Below are 17,967 nucleotides of genomic sequence, written 5' to 3' on the forward strand. Positions count from 1 at the left end.
CCCCTTACCTGCCGCCCGCGGCCAGTTCGGCCAGCGCGGTATTGGCATCGACCCAGATGCGGGCGCGATCCGTCCAGGACTTCATCGCGTTCTGCCCGGACTGCGGCAGGGTCGCGATCTCGTCCAGGGCGGTGGCAATGGCGCCGGCCTCGACCGCCGCATTGGCGCGCGACAGGATGGCGTCGGGATCGCTGCCCTCGCGCGGCTCGACCGAGCGCGCGCCGGTCTGGACCCGCAGGAAGTTACCGATCAGCCCCATCGTGCCCTCGCTTTCGGCAACCGCGTCCAGCGAGGCGCGCAGCCCCGCCCGCGCCGCCGCCGGAAACTCGGCGCGCAGCTGGACCAGGCGCGGGATCTCGCCCTTCAGGACCTCGGGAACCTCGATGCCGGCGGCGGCCAGATCGGCCAGCGCCTGATCGCGCGGCGCGCCGGCCTCGAAGGCGGTGGCAAGCGCCGCCGCGGCGGTCGCTGCCTGGGCCTGGCGGTTCGCAGCCTCGGTGCTTTGCTGCAGTTCGCGCGCCTGCGAGGCAAGCGTCTGGACCTGCTCGGCGGTGGCGGGATCGACCGTCGGGCGCGCGGCCAGTTCCTCGATCCGGGCGGCCTGCTGGTCCAGCCGGCCGCGCAATTCATCCAGCGCCGCCGGGTCGACGGTCGGGGCGGGCGCGGGCTCGGGCTCGGGCTGCTGTTGCAGGCGGTTCGTCACGTCGGTCAGGCCGCGTTCCAGCCCGGCGATGCGATCCTCGAGCGCGGGCGGGATCGAGCCTGGGGGCGCGGCGGGCAGGTCGGCCAGCGCCTGGCGGGCGGCGTCGGCCCCGGCCTGGGCCGCGCTGTTGCGCAAGGCCTCGATCTCGGCCTGCACCTCGCTGCGGGCGGCGGCGACGGCGGCGTCGCGGGCGGCGGCAAGGCCCGCCTCATCGGGCTGGCCGTTGGCCGCGACCGGGCGCCATTCGGGCGGCAGATGCGGGATCGCCCAGAAGGTCGCACCGGCGCCAAGCCCCGCGGCGACGACACCGCCCAGGACCAGCGGAAGAAAGCCGCCGCGCCGCACCTCGACCACCTTTGCGGGGGCGGAGGTCGTGGCCGTAGTAGTCGCGGAAACGGGGGGCGCGCCCGACGGCGAGGATGAGGACGACTTCGGATCGGGGCGGCCCGAGGCAGGGACCGTGCTGGAGGCCGCGGCCTTGGCCTCGGCGGCGGTGTCTGCCTTGGGCTTGGACTTGTCCTCGGCAGCCTTGCGCGCGGCGGCGGGCTTGCCCTTGGCCGCATCGCCCACCAGCGTCGATTCGATGGCGGGCTTGGGCGCGGCCGCTGCCGTCTCGGGCGCCTTGGCCTCGGCCGGGCGGGACTGGATCGCGGCGCCCGCCACCGGCTGCTTTTTCGGCTGCGGGGTTGCGGGGGGTTGGCTCGATGTCTTGTCTTGCTCGTTCACTGTCTTTCCCCGTTCCTTTTCGGCCTTCGGACGTTCTTGCCCGGCGGCCTGCGGATCGCCTGCCGGATCGTTCGTTCCGACGCAGTCTAGTCCCCGCCTTGGTGCGCCTCAACCCACCGTCAGCACGATTGTTCCGGCGCCAGCAGGCGGGCAAGGGCGGCGCGGATTCCGGCACCGTCGGGCGTGGGCGCCAGCGCCTGGCGCGCAGAGGGCGCATCGAATGCCGCCGCGGCCGCCGCGCTGATCGGCGCGACCCACAAGGGCGCGCGGGCATCCCGCGCCATCGCCGCCGCCAGCCGGGCCGTCCGGGGCGAGAACAGCGGCAGGATCACCGGCCCCGCGCCGGCCAGCAGCTTCAGCGCCTGCGGGGTTGGGGCCTGCGCCTGCTGGTCGTAGACGACCATGCCGGGCACCGGCAGTTCGCGGGCGACATGGGCGCCGTGCGGGTGCAGCCAGCCCGGGCCGAGGCCCTCCAGCATGGGCATCATGCCCGCCGCGTCCCCCGGCCCCTCGGTCACGTCGAACCCCGCCGCGCGCGCCGCGCAGGCCGTCGCCGGGCCCACGCAGATCGCGGGCCGGCCGCGTCCCGGCCCCGCCCAGGGCACCGCATGGGCCGAGGTCAGCACCAGCCCGCGCGCCTGGGCCAGCCGCGCCGCGTCATGCGCCACCCCCACGATGCGCAGCAGCGGCGCGATCACGACCGGCGGCCCGCCGGGCCCCAGCCCTGCGGCAAAGCGTCGCGCCGCGGCCTCGGGTCGCGTCAGCAGGATGGTCGGCGGCATGGCATTCGGCCCGCTTGGGTGCTAGTGGGACATGCCTAGGCCACCGGCCTTTCGCGGACAAGGACAAGCATGGCACCGACCTTTCTGGGGATCGAAAGCAGTTGCGACGACACCGCCGCCGCCGTCGTGCGGGGCGACGGGACGATCCTGTCCTCGGTCGTCGCGGGCCAGACGGCGCTGCACGCCGATTTCGGCGGCGTGGTACCGGAAATCGCCGCCCGCGCCCATGCCGAAAAGCTGGACCTTTGCGTCGAGCAGGCGCTGGAGCAGGCGGGCGTGACGCTGGACGCGCTGGACGGCATCGCCGTGACGGCGGGGCCGGGGCTGATCGGCGGCGTCCTGTCCGGGGTGATGCTGGCCAAGGGGCTCGCCGCCGGATCGGGCCTGCCGCTGGTCGGCGTGAACCACCTGGCGGGCCACGCGCTGACGCCGCGCCTGACGGACGGCGTGGGCTTTCCCTATCTGATGCTGCTGGTCTCGGGCGGGCATTGCCAGTTCCTGCTGGTCCGGGGGGCGCAGGATTTCACCCGGCTGGGCGGCACCATCGACGACGCCCCGGGCGAGGCCTTCGACAAGGTCGCGAAGCTTCTGGGCCTGCCCCAGCCCGGCGGCCCCTCGGTCGAGGCGGCGGCGCAGGGCGGCGATGCGCGGCGCTTTGCCTTTCCGCGCCCGCTGCTGGACCGGCCGGGCTGCGACCTGAGCTTTTCCGGCCTCAAGACGGCGGTGCTGCGCCAGCGCGACGCGCTGGCGGCGGCGCAGGGCGGCCTGCACGAACAGGACCGCCGCGACATCTGCGCGGGCTTTCAGGCGGCGGTGGCCGAGGTGCTGGCCGAAAAGACCCGCCGCGCGCTGGAGCAGACCCAGGTTCCCGTGCTGGCCGTCGCGGGCGGGGTCGCGGCGAACCAGACCCTGCGGAGCGCGCTGATGGCGGTGGCCGAGGCGGCGGGCGCGCGGTTCCTGGCGCCGCCGCTGCGGCTGTGCACCGACAATGCCGCGATGATCGCCTGGGCCGGGATCGAGGCGTTCCGCGCCGGTCAGCGCGACGGCATGGACCTAGCCGCCCGCCCGCGCTGGCCCCTGGACAGCGCCGCCGCGCCGATGCTGGGCACCGGCAAGCGCGGGGCCAAGGCATGAGCGGCGGCGTCGCCATCATCGGCGCGGGCGCCTTCGGCACCGCCCTGGCCGTGGCGCTGGCCGCGCGCGGGCCGGTCACGCTGTGGGGCCGCGACGTGGCCTGGACTGGACGCGAGAACCCGCGCCTGCCCGGCATCGCCCTGCCCGACCCGCTGACCCTGACCGACCGGATCGGGGACTGCACCGCCGACACCCTGCTGCTGGCGCTGCCGGCACAGGTGCTGGGCGGCTTTCTGGCCGAACACGCCCCGCTGCTGGATGGCCGCAACCTGGTCAGCTGCGCCAAGGGCATCGACCTGTCGACGCTGCAAGGCCCCTCGGCGCTGATCCGCGCGGCCTGCCCGCGCGCCACGGTCGCGGTGCTGACCGGCCCGGGCTTTGCCGCCGATATCGCCCGCGGCCTGCCAACCGCCCTGGCCCTGGCCTGCGCGGACGCCGAGGCGGCGCAGGCGCTGCAGGCGCGGCTCTCGACCGGGACGCTGCGGCTTTACCGCACCACCGATGTCGCGGGCGCCGAACTGGGCGGGGCGCTGAAGAACGTGATCGCCATCGCGGCGGGCGTGGCCATCGGCGCAGGCTACGGCGACAGCGCGCGCGCCAGCGTCATCACCCGCGGCTTTGCCGAGATGGCGCGGCTGGCCGCCGCCCTGGGCGCGCGGCCCGAAACGCTGACCGGCCTCTCGGGTCTGGGCGACCTGGTGCTGACCTGCACCTCGCAGCAGTCGCGCAACTTCCGCTATGGCCTGGCCCTGGGCGCAGGCCGCGATTTCGGCGCCGGCACCACGGTCGAGGGCGCGGCCACCGCCCGCGCCGTCGCGGCCCTTGCGCCCCGCCTGGGGATCGAGCTGCCCCTGTCGCGCCTGGTCGCGGGCCTTGCCGAGGGGCGCATCGCCGTGGAACATGCGCCCGACATCCTGTTGAACCGCCCCCTGAAGGAGGAATGATGCCCCTGTTCGCCGTGATCTGCCGCGACAAGCCCGACCACCTGCAAACCCGGATGGACACGCGCGAGCGCCATCTGGCCTATGTCGGCGAAAACCCCGGCGTCCTGCTGGCCGGCCCCTTCCTTGAGGACGGCCAGCCCTGCGGCTCGCTGCTGATCGTCGAAGGCGACAGCCTGGGCGCGGTCGCCGACTGGGCGGCGCAGGATCCCTATGCGCAGGCGGGCCTGTTCGCCTCGGTCGAGGTCAGCGAATGGCGCAAGGTGATCGGCTGATGGCCTTCTGGCTTTTCAAATCCGAACCCGACGTGTTCAGCTTCGACGACCTGATCGCCAGGGGCGCGACGGGCGAGCAATGGGACGGCGTGCGCAACTATCAGGCCCGCAACAACATGCGCGCCATGAAAAAGGGCGAGCGCGGCTTCTTCTATCACTCGAACATCGGCAAGGCGGTCGTCGGCATCTGCGAGGTCGTGGCCGAGGCGCACCCGGATTCGACCGCCCAGGACCCGAAATGGGAATGCGTCGATGTCCGCGCCGTGGCCCGGCTGAACCGGCCCGTCACGCTGGACGAGGCCAAGGCCGAGCCCCGGCTGGCCGGCATGGTCCTGGTCAACAACTCGCGCCTGTCCGTGCAGCCGGTGTCCGACGCCGAATGGCAGGTCATCCTGGACCTGGGACAAGGCACCCAAACGCTCTAGGCAATCCGGCGGGCCCCGCGCCCCCGGTCCCCAAGGGAGGAAACATGGCACGCGGCCCCACCATCACCGCCGACCGGCCCACCACGAAACGCATCGGCGCGCTGCGCGCCCTCTGGCCCTTCCTGCGGCCCTATCGCGGCCTCTTGGGCGCGGCGGTCGTCGCGCTTGTCATCACCGCCGGGATCAGCCTGATCCTGCCGCTGGCCGTGCGCCGCGTGGTGGACGGGTTCGACGCGGGCGCCCATCTGCTGGACCAGTATTTCGGCGCGGCGCTGGCGATCGTCGCCCTGCTCGCGCTGGGGACAGGCGCGCGCTATTACCTGGTCACGCGGCTGGGCGAACGGGTCGTGGCCGACCTGCGCCAGGCGGTCTTCGACCGCGTCATCACGCTAAGCCCGGCATTCTACGAACGCGTGCTGACCGGGGAAATCATCAGCCGCATCACCACCGACACCACGCTGATCCAGTCGGTCATCGGATCAAGCGTGTCCATCGCGCTGCGCAACCTGTTGATCCTGATCGGCGGCATGGCGATGCTGATCTGGACCTCGGTCAAGCTGTCGATGCTGGTCCTGGCCCTGGTGCCGCTGGTCGTGGTGCCGATCATCGTGCTGGGCCGCCGGCTGCGGGCGCTGTCGCGCGAGAACCAGGAGTGGATCGCCCAAAGCGCCGGCGCAGCCTCGGAAAGCCTGCTTGCGGCGCAGACGGTGCAGGCCTTCACCCATGAAGGCCCGACCCGCGCGCGCTTCCGCGAGGTGACGGAACGCTCCTACGGGGCGGCCCTGGGCCGGGTCAGGACGCGCACGATCATGACGGTGATCGTGATCTTCCTGATCTTTTCGGGCGTCCTGGGCGTCCTGTGGGTCGGCGCGCGCGACGTGCGCACGGATGTCATGACGGCGGGCCAGCTGGTGCAATTCGTGATCTATGCCGTGCTGGTCGCCGGGGCGGTCGGCGCGCTGTCGGAAATCTGGGGCGAGCTTCAGCGCGCCGCCGGGGCCACCGAGCGGCTGACCGAACTGCTGAGCGCGCAGGACACGCTGACCGATCCCCCGAACCCCGTTCCCCTGCCCCGTCCTGTGCAGGGCCGCATCGGCTTTCGCGACGTGACCTTCCATTACCCGTCGCGGCCCGATGTCTCGGCGCTGGAAGGGATCACGCTGGACATCGCCCCGGGCGAGACGGTGGCCCTGGTCGGCCCCTCGGGCGCGGGCAAGACCACGGTCGTCCAGCTTTTGCTGCGCTTCTGGGACCCGGCCAGCGGACAGGTGACGATCGACGGGATCGACCTGCGGCAGATGGCGCGGGCCGACTTCCGCCAGGCCATCGCGCTGGTGCCGCAGGACCCGGTGATCTTTTCGGGCAGCGCGCGCGACAACATCCGCTTCGGCCGCCCCGGCGCCAGCGACGCCGAGGTCGAGGCCGCCGCCCGCGCCGCCCATGCCCATGACTTCCTGTCCGCGCTGCCGCAGGGCTATGACAGCCCGGTGGGCGAACGCGGGGTGATGCTGTCGGGCGGGCAGAAGCAGCGCATCGCCATCGCCCGCGCCATCCTGCGCGACGCGCCGATCCTGCTGCTGGACGAGGCGACCAGCGCGCTGGACGCCGAATCCGAACGGCTGGTGCAGGACGCGGTGGACGAACTGGCGCGGTCGCGCACCACGATCATCGTCGCCCACCGCCTGGCCACGGTGAAAAAGGCCGACCGGATCGTGGTCTTCGACCACGGCCGCATCCTGGCGCAGGGCCGGCACGAGGAACTGGTGGCACAGGGCGGGCTTTACGCGCGGCTGGCGCGGCTGCAGTTCACCGAAGGCGCGGGACTGCAGGCCGCCGGCTAGCGCGGCGCGGCATAGACCGCCGTCCAATAGGTGGTCCGCCCGTCCGCGCCCACCGCCCGGCCGATGCCGACATGCCGCACCTGGGCATTGGCGATATTGGCCAGATGCGGCGGGGACCGCATCCACATGGCCATCGCCTGATCCAGCCGGGCGGGTCCGGCGGCGACGTTCTCGGCGATGACGCGGGGCGCATAGCCCGCCGCCTTGGCCCGCTGCATCGGCGCGCTGCCGTTGCTGCCGGTATGGCTCAGCACCCCGCGCCGGGCCATGTCGCAGGCATGAGCGGCCGCCGCCTTGGCCAGCCGCGGATCGGGGGCGACCGCCGCCAGACCGCGCGCGCGGCGCTGCGCATTGGTCGCGGCGGCCGCGGCCTGGTTGTCGGCCGCGGTCGTCGCCGGACATGTGGCCCGCCCCTGGGCCAGGACGCCGCCGGCGGGCAGCGCAGCAAGCAGGGCGGCAAGGCCGATGGCGGCGGTTCGGGATCTGCGAAGGGACTGCGGCATCCGGGTTCTCTCCTGTTCTGGCTGGCGCGGGCGGGTGGGCGGGACCGGCGTTCCGGAACGGGCCCGACAGTGTCCTTGACGGAACCGCCGATGAAGCGGAACGTTCCGCTCGGCACAATCCAGACGAGAAAGGACAGCACCATGGCTTTCTGGGACTTCGTGAAGGACGCGGGCAAGTCGATCTTCGGCAACGAGGCGCAGGCCGCCCCCGCCCCCTCGGCCAAGCCGGCCCCGGCGGCCCCCGGACAGGCAGGAGCAGCCCAGGCAGGGACCGCCCAGGCCGGCGCCGACGGCGAAACCGACCGCAAGGTCGCCGCGCTCAAGGCCGAACTCAAGGAACTGGGGCTGACCGCCTCGGACGTGCACCTGACCCTGCGAGGCGGCGATACGGTCGTCATCAAGGGCCAGGCCCGCGATCAGGAAACCCTGGAAAAACTGGTGCTTGCCGTGGGCAACATCAAGGGCATCGCCCGCGTCGAACTGGCAGATGAGCCGGGCGCCCCGGCCTCGGCTCCGGCCGAACAGCCCCTGTTCCACACCGTCAAGAAAGGCGAGACCCTGTCGGCCATCGCCAAGCAGCACCTGGGCGACGCCAACCGCTATCGCGAGATCTTCGAGGCGAACAAGCCCATGCTGTCGGACCCCGACAAGATCTATCCCGGCCAGACCCTGCGCATCCCGCGCGGCCAAGCCTGACGCTGCGTTGCCCCCGCCCGGTGCGGGGGCCTCGACCCTTGCCCTGATCCCGGGTTATGAACCATCCTCATCCGCGGGAGCGCAAGAAGCAGGGAGAGGATCAGATGGCCAAGTTCGCGACAGCCGCGGACCGCGACGCGGTCGAGGCGGAAATGCCCTATCGAAACAGGGATCTGCCGCAGACGGTCTATCAGATGCTCAGCCGCACCCGGGAACGGTTTCCGACGCGGCCCGCCATGGGCTTTCAGATCCTGTCCGCGCCCCGCTCGAAATCCGCGGTGCTGAACTGGAACGAACTGCACGAGCGCGTGACCGAGGCCGCGAACCTGTTCCGCTCGCTGGGCATCGGGCCGCGGGACGTGGTGGCCTATCTGCTGCCGAACGCGCTGGAGACGCCCATCGTGCTGCTGGCCGGGGCGACGGCCGGAATCGTCAATCCGATCAACCCGCTGCTGGATGCCGAACAGATCGCCGCCATCCTGCGCGAGACCGGGGCCAAGGTCCTGGTCACGCTGAAGCCCTTTCCCAAGACCGACGTGGCGCAGCGCGCGGCGGATGCGGTCGCGCTCGCGCCGAACGTCAAGACCGTGCTGCAGGTCGATCTGCGGCCCTATCTGTCGGGCCTCAAGCGGCTGGCGATCCCGTTCCTGCGGCCCAAGCTCGAGGTCCGCAACACCGCGAAATACCTGGATTTCGAGGCCTGCGTCTCGGCCCAGCGGCACAACCGCCTGACCTTCGACGAACCCGAAGGGGACCGCGTCTGCGCCTATTTCCACACCGGCGGCACCACCGGCACGCCCAAGGTCGCCCAGCACAAGCAGTCGGGCATGATCTACAACGGCTGGCTGGGCGCCGAGATGCTGTTCGATGAAACCGACGTGCTGATGTGCCCGCTGCCGATGTTCCACGTCTTCGCGGCCTATCCGGTGCTGATGTCCTGCCTGGCCTCGGGGGCGCAGCTGGTCATGCCGACGCCCGCCGGCTATCGCGGCGAGGGGGTGTTCGACAACTTCTGGAAGCTGATCGAGCGCTGGCAGGCGACCTTCCTGATCACCGTGCCGACTGCCATCGCCGCGCTGATGCAGCGCAAGGTGGATGCCGATGTCAGCAGCCTCAAGACCGCGATCTCGGGTTCGGCGCCCTTGCCGGTCGAGCTTTACAACCGCTTCAAGACCGCCACCGGGGTCGAGATCGCCGAGGGCTACGGGCTGACCGAGGCGACCTGTCTCGTGTCCTGCAACCCCGTGGAAGGACTGAAGAAAGTGGGATCGGTCGGGCTGCCGCTGCCCTATAGCCACGTCCGCATCCTGTGCAAGACCCCCACGGGTTTCCGCGAATGCGCCACCGACGAGATCGGCGAGATCTGCGTCGCCTCGCCCGGGGTGTTCGAGGGCTCGACCTATACCGAGGCGGACAAGAACCACGAGCTGTTCGCCGAGGGGCGGTTCCTGCGCACGGGCGACCTGGGGCGGCTGGACGCGGACGGATATCTGTGGATCACCGGCCGGGCCAAGGACCTGATCATCCGCGGCGGCCACAACATCGACCCGGCGCTGATCGAGGACGCGCTGCTGTCGCATCCGGCCGTGGCCTTCGCCGGCGCCATCGGCCAGCCCGACAGTTTCGCGGGCGAGCTGCCCTGCGCCTATGTTGAGCTGGTGGCCGGCGCCGAGGTCACGGTCGAGGCGCTGGCCGAACACGCCCGCAGCCATATCCCCGAGCGTGCGGCCATACCCAAGCACATTGAAATCCTTGACGAACTGCCCAAGACGGCGGTGGGCAAGATCTTCAAGCCGGACCTGCGCAAGCGCGCCATCGCCCGCGTCTATGGCGCCGCCCTGACCCAGGCCGGGCTGGCCGTGACCGTGGCCGAGGTGGTCGACGACCGCAAGCGCGGCCTGGTCGCCCGGCTGGCCCGGACCGAGGGCGTGGACGAGGCGGCCGTGGCCACCTGCCTGGGCCAGTTCGCCGGTCCCTGGGAGTGGGCCTGAGCGCCGCGCAACGGCAGCGCGCGGTGCATGACGCAAATCGTTGATTTTCAACGAACAGGCAATGCACCGCGCGTACACTGCCCGTACACCGGGCATGCACCGCGCGTCGGACCGCCGGGCTGCGTCCGCAAGGCTTGACCTTGGCGCCGGCTTGAGGCCCTAAAGGGCCGGCACCCGCTGCGGTTGTTGCCGGCGGCCGGGCGCAGCACGCTGAAAGGAGCCGCCATGAACCAGCCTCCGCACCCGGACCACGGATGGTCGCGCGGCATCACCGTCGTCGAGAACGCCGTCATCGTCCCGCCGCGCAGCTTTGGCGAGCATCCGGTCTGCGGCGTCTGGGGCCCCGACGGCGACGTGCCCGAGGCGGCGCATTGGCGCGACGAAAAGCGCGTGCCCCGGCCCCTGGCCGAGCCGCCCGAGCCCGCCGCCCGGCTTTCCGGCACGCATCTGTTCGGCGGCTTCCTGTTCGGCCATTTCGGCCATTTCGTCGTCGAATCGCTGGCGCGGCTGTGGCTGACCTCGGAACCCGCGCAGGGCTGGCTGTTCCTGCCGCGCCGCGTCCACATCAAGGGCGTGCAAAGGCTGCACCGCCCGTTCTTCAACCTGCTGGCGCCCGAGATGCCGGTCAGCCTGCTGCGCGAGCCGGTCGCGGTCGAGCGGCTGGTGATCCCCGGCCAGGGCTTCGGCCTGGGCGCCATCGCCCGCGGCACCCCCGAGTTCCGCGCCATGCTGCGGCTGCGGACGGCGCGCATCCGGTCGAACGGGCCGCGCCGGATCTATGTCTCGCGTTCCGCCCTGGGCGGGCAGGGCGGCGTCCTGAACGAGACGGCGATCGAGCGGAACCTGGCGCGCGAGGGCTATGCGATCATGCATCCCCAGACCATGACGCTGCGCGAGCAGCTGATCTGGTACAAGTCGGCGAGCCATGTGCTGGGGCTGGACGGCTCGGCCTTTCACCTGCTGGGGCTGGTGGCGCGGCCCGAGCAGACCATCGGCATCATCCTGCGCCGCAGCACCGGCGACTATGCCAACATCGCCGCCCAGATCGAGGGCATGCAGGGCCATCCGCCCGCCGTCATCGACGCCTTGCGGGCGAACTGGATGCCGCCGGACCGCGCCAACCCGAACTTCCTGAGCACGGGCGAGCTGGACCACGCGGCGCTGGCCGAACGCCTGGAGGCCGGGGGCTTCATCGCCAAGGCCCAAGCGTGGCGCGCCCCGGAGGAGGCCGAGGTGGAAGAGGCGATCCGCGCGGTCGAGGCTGCGGGTGAGCAGCCACTGGTGCGGCGGGTGGTGTGAGAGGGGGTCAGCGGCGGGCTGCGGCCATGATGCCCGCGGCGATATAGGCCTTGGAATAGACGCCGGTGACCTCGTGGATGATGCCAAGTTCAGCCAGCTTGGCCAGCAGCTGGCGCGCGCACGTGTCGCTGATTTCTTGGCGCTCTGCCACCGGCCTGGGAATGACCACCGGATTTTCGAACAGCATCGAGACGACGCCGACGGCATTGCCGCTTTTGATCGCGGTGACGCGGTCGCAGTATTCGACCTTGAGCGCGATCATCCGGTCGATGGTGGCGATGGTCTGTGTCGTATCGCAAGATATGCCTGACGTTGGAACCGGGCGCTCACTTCAAACTTTAGGGCCGAAAAGTTTGAAGTGATGCCCGATATCCAACCGGAGTCGGTTTTGAACCCACCCTACCGCGTGAACTTCTTGTACTTCACCCGCTTCGGTTCGATCGAATCGGGGCCGAGGCGGCGGACCTTGTCGGCCTCGTAGTCCTCGAAGTTGCCCTCGAACCATTCGACATGGGCGTCGCCCTCGAAGGCCAGGATATGGGTGCAGAGCCGGTCGAGGAAGAAGCGGTCGTGCGAGATGATGACCGCGCAGCCGGCGAAATCCTCGAGCGCGGCCTCCAGCGCCTGCAGGGTTTCCACGTCCAGGTCGTTGGTCGGTTCGTCCAGCAGCAGCACGTTGCCGCCCGATTTCAGCAGCTTGGCCATGTGCACGCGGTTGCGTTCGCCGCCCGAGAGCAGGCCCACCTTCTTCTGCTGGTCGCCGCCCTTGAAGTTGAAGGCGCTGCAATAGGCGCGGCTGTTCATTGTCGCGTCGCCCAGTTCGATCAGCTCGGCCCCGCCCGAGATTTCCTCCCAAACGGTCTTGTTGGGGTCGAGCGCGTCGCGGGACTGGTCGACATAGCTGAGCTTCACCGTGTCGCCATAGCTGATCTCGCCCGCGTCGGGGGGCTCCTGCCCGGTCAGCATGCGAAACAGCGTGGACTTGCCGGCGCCGTTCGGGCCGATCACGCCGACGATGCCGCCCGGCGGCAGGCTGAAGGACAGGTTCTCGACCAGAAGCTTGTCGCCCATGGCCTTTTTCAGCCCCTCGACCTCGATCACCTTGTTGCCCAGCCGCTCGCCGTTGGGGATGATGATCTGGGCGTTCGACAGCTTCTCGCGCTCGGACTGGCTGGCGAGTTCGTTATAGGCGTTGATCCGGGCCTTCTGCTTGGCCTGCCGCGCCTTGGCGCCGGCGCGGATCCATTCCAGTTCGCGCTCCAGCGTCTTGTGCTTGGCCTTGTCCTCGCGCGCTTCCTGTTCCAGCCGCTTGGCCTTCTGTTCCAGCCAGGCCGAATAATTGCCTTCGTAGGGGATGCCGCGGCCGCGATCCAGTTCCAGGATCCAGCCGGTGATGTCGTCCAGGAAATAGCGGTCGTGGGTGACGCAGAGGATGGTGCCCGGGTATTCGATCAGGTGCTTTTGCAGCCAGGCGATGGTTTCGGCGTCCAGGTGGTTGGTCGGTTCGTCCAGAAGCAGCATGTCGGGCTGTTCCAGCAGCAACTTGCACAGCGCGACGCGGCGCCGCTCGCCGCCCGAAAGGCTGTCCACGTCGGCGTCGTCGGGCGGGCAGCGCAGCGCCTCCATCGCGACGTCGATCTGGCTGTCGAGATCCCACAGGTTCTCGGCGTCGATCTCGTCCTGCAGGCGCGCCATCTCGTCGGCGGTCTCGTCCGAGTAGTTCATCGCCAGTTCGTTGTAGCGGTCGAGCTTGGCCTGCTTGGCCTTGACGCCCTCCATCACGTTGCCGCGCACGTTCAGGGCGGGGTCGAGCTGGGGTTCCTGCGGCAGATAGCCCACGGTCGCGCCCTTGGCGGCCCAGGCCTCGCCGGTGAAGTCCTTGTCGATGCCGGCCATGATGCGCAGAAGCGTGGATTTGCCGGCGCCGTTGACGCCCACGACGCCGATCTTGACGCCGGGCAGGAAGTTCAGGCGGATGTTCTCGAAGGTCTTCTTGCCGCCCGGATAGGTCTTGGACACCCCGTCCATGTGGTAGACGAACTGGTAGGAGGCCATGATCTTTCCCCGTGTTCTGGAAGCGCTGCGTTCGGGGCTATGTAGTGCAGGCCGGGCGAAAGGGAAAGCCTAGCGGAACTGGCTGGTGAAGGCGCGGCCGAAGGTTTCCTCGAGAAAGGCGAACTGCGGTTCGAGCTTTGCGCGCAGCGCGGCGCGGGCCTTGTCGGGCACGACCAGGCTGTTGTCCGAGGCAAAGACCTTGCGCCCGGTGTCGCGATAGTCGTGCGCCGGCAGGCCGAGGAAGGTTTCGACCTGGCGCAGCAGGCCCAGGGGGTCGCGGGCGATGCGGCCGAAGGGCAGGTACAACATCCGGTCGGCGCCGAAGCGGGCGTTCCAGCGCGGCACATAGGTCCTGTAGTCGCCGCGGTCGACCAGCACCGGGTCCTGGACCTCGGTCAGCCAGTCCTCGACCGAGGCGGGTTTGCGGCGCGCCCGCGTCAGGTTCATCTTGAGCTGCGAGATGGCGCGGTCCACCGGATGGCGGATGATGTAGATGAACCTGGCCTCGGGCAGGAATTTCGCGATGAAATCCACCCCTTCCTCGGGCAGGGTCGAATATTCGGGGGTGATGTCGATGGTCTTGCGGCCTTCGGGGGCGGGCGCGAAGACGGTCTTGTACCAGTGGTTGGTGAACATCGGTTCGCGCATCACGCGGTCGAGGTATTTCACGACCGGGGCGGGCACGTCCTCGCCCCGCGCCTCATAGCGTTTCTCGATGTTCTGGCGGGCGCGCTTGAAATGCCAGGGCAGCCATTTGCGGTGCTCCTCGACAAAGCGGTGGTTGAAGAACTGCACCTCCTTGAAGGGGGGCGTCCACAGGCCGGGATGCTGGCCCAGCATCTGCGACAGCCAGGTGGTCCCGGCCTTTTGCGCGCCGATGCCCAGGAAATCGGGTTTGCGAGGCTTGCCGTTCGGGTCCCAGTCCATGCGTTCCGCCTTGATTGCCGGTCATAAGCAGCCCCTCCTTAAGGCAGGGCCGGGGCGAGGGGAACCCGCGGCCAAAAGGAATCTGCGCCAGGCGGCGCTCAACCTGCGGTCAGCAGGCCGTGCAGCCACAGCCGAAGCTGATCGACGCCGTCCCGCAGCGCGCCCAAAGCGCCGCCGCCGCCGTCCTGCCCGGCGGGCAGGCGGGGGGCAAGCGCGTAAAGCGCCAGGAAAGCCAGCGCCAGCATGACGGCAAGGCCGAAGCCCGCCGCATAGCCGCCGCGCCGGGCGGGAACCACGGCCGGCAGGGCGGTGGCGGTGGCGGCGGGCGCGGGGCGGGTGGGCGCGGGGCGGGCCGGCCGGGCCAGGGGGCCATCGGGGCGGGCGTCCCTGTCGCGGGCCTGTTCGGGCCGGGCGGTGTCGTCCGTGGACGGGGCGGGCGCGGCGCGCCGGGTCAGGGTCGCGGCCAGCAGCGCCGCGTCGGGCAGCCGGCGCGGCGGCTGGTCCGGGGCCGCGTCGGATTCGGGGTCGGTGATCGAGACGGCGGGCTCGGGCAGCGGGACCAGCCTGGGCCGGGGCGCGGGGGCGGGCTCGGGTTGCGGCTCGGGTTCCGACGTGGATGCGGGCGCGGGGGCGAACGCGGGCGGCGCATCGTCGGGCGGCGCATCGTCGGGCAGCGTCACTGTCGCCACCGGCCAGTCGAAATCCGCGCGCGGGGGCGTCGGCGCGGTCGTGGGCTGTTGGGGCACGGGGTGCAATTCGGGTTCGGCGACGGTCTGCGACGGCGGCGGCGCCGCGGAAATAACGGGAATGTGATCGGCCGCCGGGGCCGGCTTGCGGCCCTCGGCCTGGCGGGCGGAAAGCTCCCGGGCGGCTTCCTCGCGCAGGATGGACAGGATGGAATCGTCCAGAGGGCGGCTCAGCGGCGCGGGTTCGCTGGGGTATGCCGCCCCCTGCCCCGCCGGCGCCGGTTGCACGGCGGGCGGCGGATTCCCGCGTGTTTTCGGGGCTGCGACGGGGGCTGCGGCCGGCATCTGCAACCAGACATGGGCGCAGGATGAACATTCGACCTCGCGTCCGGCGGCAGGAATGGCCGTATCGGGGATCTCGTATTCGGCTCTGCAACGGGGGCAGGTCAGGCGCATTCGGTCACTTTCATCGTCGCTTGGGGGCGGTGCGGGCGCCAGCGTGGCTGCGTCTCGCATTCGCCGCGCGACTGTTCTATCAAGCCGCGAACCGCACGCCAAGCAGCCCGGCCGCCCGCCCGAACGGCCGGCCCGGAAGGAAGGAACCGCCCCGTGATCGAGATGCAGAACCTGTCTTTCGGCTATGGCGGGGACGATCCCCTGCTGGCCGACATGTCGCTGGCGCTGCCGCCGGGATCGTTCCATTTCCTGACCGGGCCCTCGGGGTCGGGCAAGACCACCTTCCTGCGGCTGTGCTATGCCGACCTGCTGCCCAGCGCCGGGCGGATGACCGCCTTTGGCCAGGACGTGCGCGAACTGTCGCGCGACGGCATCGCCGCCCTGCGCCGCCGCATCGGCGTGGTCCACCAGGACACCCAGTTCCTGGACCACCTGCCGGTCGCCGAGAACATCGCCCTGCCCCAGATCGTCGCCGGCGAGACGGTGGACATGCAGGCGCTGTCGGACCTGCTGAGCTGGGTGCAGCTGACCGGCCACAGCCGCGCCATGCCGCCGGCCCTGTCGGGGGGCGAGCGCCAGCGCGCGGCCCTGGCCCGCGCCGTCATCATGTCCCCCGACCTGGTCATCGCCGACGAGCCGACGGGAAACCTGGACTGGGACATGTCGATGCGGCTGCTGCAACTGCTGATCGAACTGAACCGCTCGGGCAAGGCGGTGCTGTTTGCCACCCATGACATGAACCTGATCCGCGCGGCCAAGCAGCAGGTGCAGGCGCGGGTGCTGCGCATCGCGGGCAAGCGGCTGCAACTGGCGGGGGCCGACCTGTGAAAAAGACCGATCTGAAATCGCTGGACCTGGGCGCGCTGTGGCGCGGGCTGACGCGGCCGGACGCCACCGGCGCCGACCGGGTGGTGCCGCCGACCGGCTATACCGCGCAGCTGACGCTGTTCTCCGCCGGGGCGATGGCCTTTCTGGCGGTCTTTGCGCTGGCCCTGGCGCTGGCCACGGGCCGGCTGGCGGAGCGCTGGTCCACGGAACTGGCGCAGACGGTGACGGTGCGGCTGTCCGCCCCCGCCGACCAGATCGACGACCAGACGGCGACCGTGCTGGAGGTCTTGAAGACCACGCCCGGCGTGGCCGAGGCGCGGATGCTGCCCGACGCCGAGGTCGAAAAGCTGCTGGAGCCCTGGTTCGGCCCCGATGTCCCGGTCGAGGCCCTGCCCGTGCCGCGCCTGATCGAGGTGAGCGAAGGCCCCGAAGGGTTCGATTCCGCAGCCCTTGCGCTGCGCCTGCAGGGCGAGGCGCCGGGCGCGGTGCTGGACGACCACACCCGCTGGCGCGAGCCGCTGGTGCGCGCCGCGGGTCGGCTGCGGGCGCTGGGCCTGTTCTCGCTGCTGCTGATCGCGGCCACGTCGGGGGCGATGATCACGCTGGCGGCCAAGGCCTCGCTGGCGGCGAACGGGCAGGTGATCCGGGTGCTGCGGCTGATCGGTGCGCGCGACATCACCATCGCCACCGCCTTCGTGCGCCGCTTTACCCGCCGCGCCGCGCTGGGCGCCGCCGCGGGCACGGTGCTGGGCATGCTGGCGGTCTGGGCGCTGCCCGCCGCAGACGAGGCCGGGGGCTTCCTGACCGGCCTGGGGTTCCAGGGCTGGGGCTGGATCTGGCCGCTGCTGATCCCGCTGGCCGCCGCCGCCATCGGTTTTGCCGCGACCCGCTGGGCGGCGCTGCGGATGCTGCGCGAGGTCGCCTGATGGCGTCCCGCCGGCCGGGTCGGGGCGGCGCGCTGGCCTGGGCGCGCACGCTGGCCTATTACCTCTACATCGCGCTCGCGACGCTGGTGCTGGGGCTTTGGGGCCTGCCGCAGGGCCTGCGCGGGCGCGCGGCGGCGAACCGCGTCGCCACCGTCTGGCTGCGCCAGATGCTGGGCGCGGCGCGCGTCATCCTGGGGGTGCGGGTCGAATATCGCGGCGCGCCTCCGGTGGGCGACGTGCTGATCGCGGCCAAGCACCAAAGCTTTCTGGACATCCTCGCGCTGGCGCAGGCCTGCCCGCGCCGCGCCTTCGTGATGAAGCGCGAGGTGCTGAACGTGCCGATCATGGGCTGGTTCGCCCGCAAGGTCGGCTGCATCCCGATCGACCGCACCAAGGGCAAGGACGCGCTGCGCCAGATCACCGCCGAGGTCGAGGCCGCGCGCCGCTCGCCCGAGGGGCTGGGCCAGCTGATCGTCTATCCCGAGGGCACGCGCACCCTGCCCGGCCACAGCCTGCCCTATAAGCCCGGGGTGGCGATCATCCAGCGTGCGACCGGCCTTCCCATCGTTCCGGTCGCCGTCGATTGCGGCCTGTTCTGGCCCAAGCGCGGCTTTCCGATCCGCCCCGGCGTGGCCGTGGTCCAGTTCCTGGAGCCCGTCCCCCCCGGCCAGCGCATCGAGCCCCTGCTGGCCGATCTGGCCGGTCGGATCGAGCCTGCGAGCCTTGCGCTTTACCACGAGGCCGGGGGCGAGGCCGCGCTGGCGGGGCGCTGA

Annotated in this window: 18 protein-coding genes and 1 pseudogene; 11 read left to right on the top strand and 8 right to left on the bottom strand. The window is 71.0% G+C overall.

Translation table 11 applies throughout. The features are described 5' to 3' along the window. Positions 1-4 precede the first annotated feature (4 nt). Both BU28_RS0107715 and BU28_RS0107720 read right to left on the bottom strand, forming a co-directional pair. Positions 5-1,429 carry a COG4223 family protein gene (locus BU28_RS0107715; RefSeq protein WP_028718956.1) on the bottom strand — a complete coding sequence of 475 codons (1,425 nt, stop codon included), beginning with the start codon at positions 1,427-1,429 and terminating at the stop codon, positions 5-7. A gap of 119 nt (positions 1,430-1,548) precedes the next feature. Further along, positions 1,549-2,211, bottom strand: coding sequence for a uroporphyrinogen-III synthase (locus BU28_RS0107720; protein WP_028718957.1), 663 nt, complete (start codon positions 2,209-2,211; stop codon positions 1,549-1,551). A gap of 69 nt (positions 2,212-2,280) precedes the next feature. On the opposite strand from BU28_RS0107720, the gene tsaD reads away from it, so the two are divergent. From tsaD to BU28_RS0107745, 5 genes are read left to right on the top strand one after another with little or no spacing between them, the layout of a single operon-like run. Then, positions 2,281-3,345 (top strand): tRNA (adenosine(37)-N6)-threonylcarbamoyltransferase complex transferase subunit TsaD, encoded by a 1,065-nt coding sequence (tsaD, locus tag BU28_RS0107725; protein WP_028718958.1) that lies wholly within the window; start codon positions 2,281-2,283, stop codon positions 3,343-3,345. After that, positions 3,342-4,289 carry an NAD(P)H-dependent glycerol-3-phosphate dehydrogenase gene (locus BU28_RS0107730; protein WP_028718959.1) on the top strand — a complete coding sequence of 316 codons (948 nt, stop codon included), beginning with the start codon at positions 3,342-3,344 and terminating at the stop codon, positions 4,287-4,289. The genes tsaD and BU28_RS0107730 overlap by 4 nt, the downstream gene beginning before the upstream one ends. Beyond that, a complete protein-coding gene (locus BU28_RS0107735; protein WP_028718960.1) occupies positions 4,286-4,561 on the top strand; it encodes a YciI family protein in 276 nt (91 codons plus the stop codon). The genes BU28_RS0107730 and BU28_RS0107735 overlap by 4 nt, the downstream gene beginning before the upstream one ends. Further along, a complete protein-coding gene (locus BU28_RS0107740; protein ID WP_028718961.1) occupies positions 4,561-4,986 on the top strand; it encodes an EVE domain-containing protein in 426 nt (141 codons plus the stop codon). The genes BU28_RS0107735 and BU28_RS0107740 overlap by 1 nt, the downstream gene beginning before the upstream one ends. 44 nt (positions 4,987-5,030) lie before the next feature. Next, positions 5,031-6,827 (top strand): ABC transporter transmembrane domain-containing protein, encoded by a 1,797-nt coding sequence (locus tag BU28_RS0107745; RefSeq protein ID WP_028718962.1) that lies wholly within the window; start codon positions 5,031-5,033, stop codon positions 6,825-6,827. Here the strand turns inward: BU28_RS0107745 and BU28_RS0107750 are convergent. Continuing rightward, a complete protein-coding gene (locus BU28_RS0107750) occupies positions 6,824-7,330 on the bottom strand; it encodes a CAP domain-containing protein (RefSeq protein WP_080620978.1) in 507 nt (168 codons plus the stop codon). The genes BU28_RS0107745 and BU28_RS0107750 overlap by 4 nt on opposite strands. Positions 7,331-7,471: 141 nt before the next feature. Here BU28_RS0107750 and lysM point away from each other — a divergent pair, with 141 nt between their 5' ends. The 3 genes from lysM to BU28_RS22400 all read left to right on the top strand — a co-directional run bounded on the left by lysM (position 7,472) and on the right by BU28_RS22400 (position 11,316). Beyond that, positions 7,472-8,026 (top strand): peptidoglycan-binding protein LysM, encoded by a 555-nt coding sequence (gene lysM, locus BU28_RS0107755; protein ID WP_028718964.1) that lies wholly within the window; start codon positions 7,472-7,474, stop codon positions 8,024-8,026. A 104-nt stretch (positions 8,027-8,130) separates the two neighbouring features. Continuing rightward, entirely contained in the window at positions 8,131-10,017 is a 1,887-nt protein-coding gene (locus BU28_RS0107760) for an acyl-CoA synthetase (RefSeq protein WP_028718965.1), read from the top strand. A gap of 225 nt (positions 10,018-10,242) precedes the next feature. Continuing rightward, entirely contained in the window at positions 10,243-11,316 is a 1,074-nt protein-coding gene (locus BU28_RS22400) for a glycosyltransferase 61 family protein (RefSeq protein ID WP_051578010.1), read from the top strand. Between the two features lie 7 nt (positions 11,317-11,323). On the opposite strand, the gene BU28_RS0107770 is transcribed toward BU28_RS22400, so the two are convergent. From BU28_RS0107770 to BU28_RS26780, 5 genes and pseudogenes are all read right to left on the bottom strand, one after another. Beyond that, the gene (locus BU28_RS0107770; RefSeq protein WP_028718966.1) at positions 11,324-11,578 is read right to left on the bottom strand and encodes a hypothetical protein; all 255 of its coding nucleotides are present in this window, start codon (positions 11,576-11,578) and stop codon (positions 11,324-11,326) included. A gap of 137 nt (positions 11,579-11,715) precedes the next feature. Then, positions 11,716-13,371 carry an energy-dependent translational throttle protein EttA gene (gene ettA / locus BU28_RS0107775; RefSeq protein WP_028718967.1) on the bottom strand — a complete coding sequence of 552 codons (1,656 nt, stop codon included), beginning with the start codon at positions 13,369-13,371 and terminating at the stop codon, positions 11,716-11,718. Between the two features lie 69 nt (positions 13,372-13,440). Then, positions 13,441-14,298 carry a sulfotransferase family protein gene (locus tag BU28_RS0107780; RefSeq protein WP_028718968.1) on the bottom strand — a complete coding sequence of 286 codons (858 nt, stop codon included), beginning with the start codon at positions 14,296-14,298 and terminating at the stop codon, positions 13,441-13,443. 98 nt (positions 14,299-14,396) lie between these two features. After that, positions 14,397-15,272, bottom strand: a complete 876-nt coding sequence (locus tag BU28_RS0107785) for a hypothetical protein (RefSeq protein WP_248616122.1) — start codon at positions 15,270-15,272, stop codon at positions 14,397-14,399. 72 nt (positions 15,273-15,344) lie between these two features. After that, a pseudogene (locus tag BU28_RS26780) lies at positions 15,345-15,686 on the bottom strand (zinc-ribbon domain-containing protein); the annotation flags it as partial. Here BU28_RS26780 and BU28_RS0107790 point away from each other — a divergent pair. Genes BU28_RS0107790 through BU28_RS0107800 form a run of 3 tightly spaced genes read left to right on the top strand, consistent with a single transcriptional unit; the run spans position 15,594 to position 17,967 of the window. Beyond that, the gene (locus BU28_RS0107790; protein ID WP_028718970.1) at positions 15,594-16,268 is read left to right on the top strand and encodes a cell division ATP-binding protein FtsE; all 675 of its coding nucleotides are present in this window, start codon (positions 15,594-15,596) and stop codon (positions 16,266-16,268) included. The pseudogene BU28_RS26780 and the gene BU28_RS0107790 sit on opposite strands and share 93 nt — an antisense overlap. After that, positions 16,265-17,194 carry a cell division protein FtsX gene (locus BU28_RS0107795; RefSeq protein ID WP_036762314.1) on the top strand — a complete coding sequence of 310 codons (930 nt, stop codon included), beginning with the start codon at positions 16,265-16,267 and terminating at the stop codon, positions 17,192-17,194. The genes BU28_RS0107790 and BU28_RS0107795 overlap by 4 nt, the downstream gene beginning before the upstream one ends. After that, complete coding sequence (locus BU28_RS0107800; RefSeq protein ID WP_028718972.1) at positions 17,194-17,967, top strand: lysophospholipid acyltransferase family protein; 774 nt, start codon at positions 17,194-17,196, stop codon at positions 17,965-17,967. Before BU28_RS0107795 ends, BU28_RS0107800 begins: the two co-directional genes overlap by 1 nt.

Source organism: Paracoccus yeei ATCC BAA-599, from assembly GCF_000622145.1.
Lineage (GTDB): Bacteria > Pseudomonadota > Alphaproteobacteria > Rhodobacterales > Rhodobacteraceae > Paracoccus > Paracoccus yeei.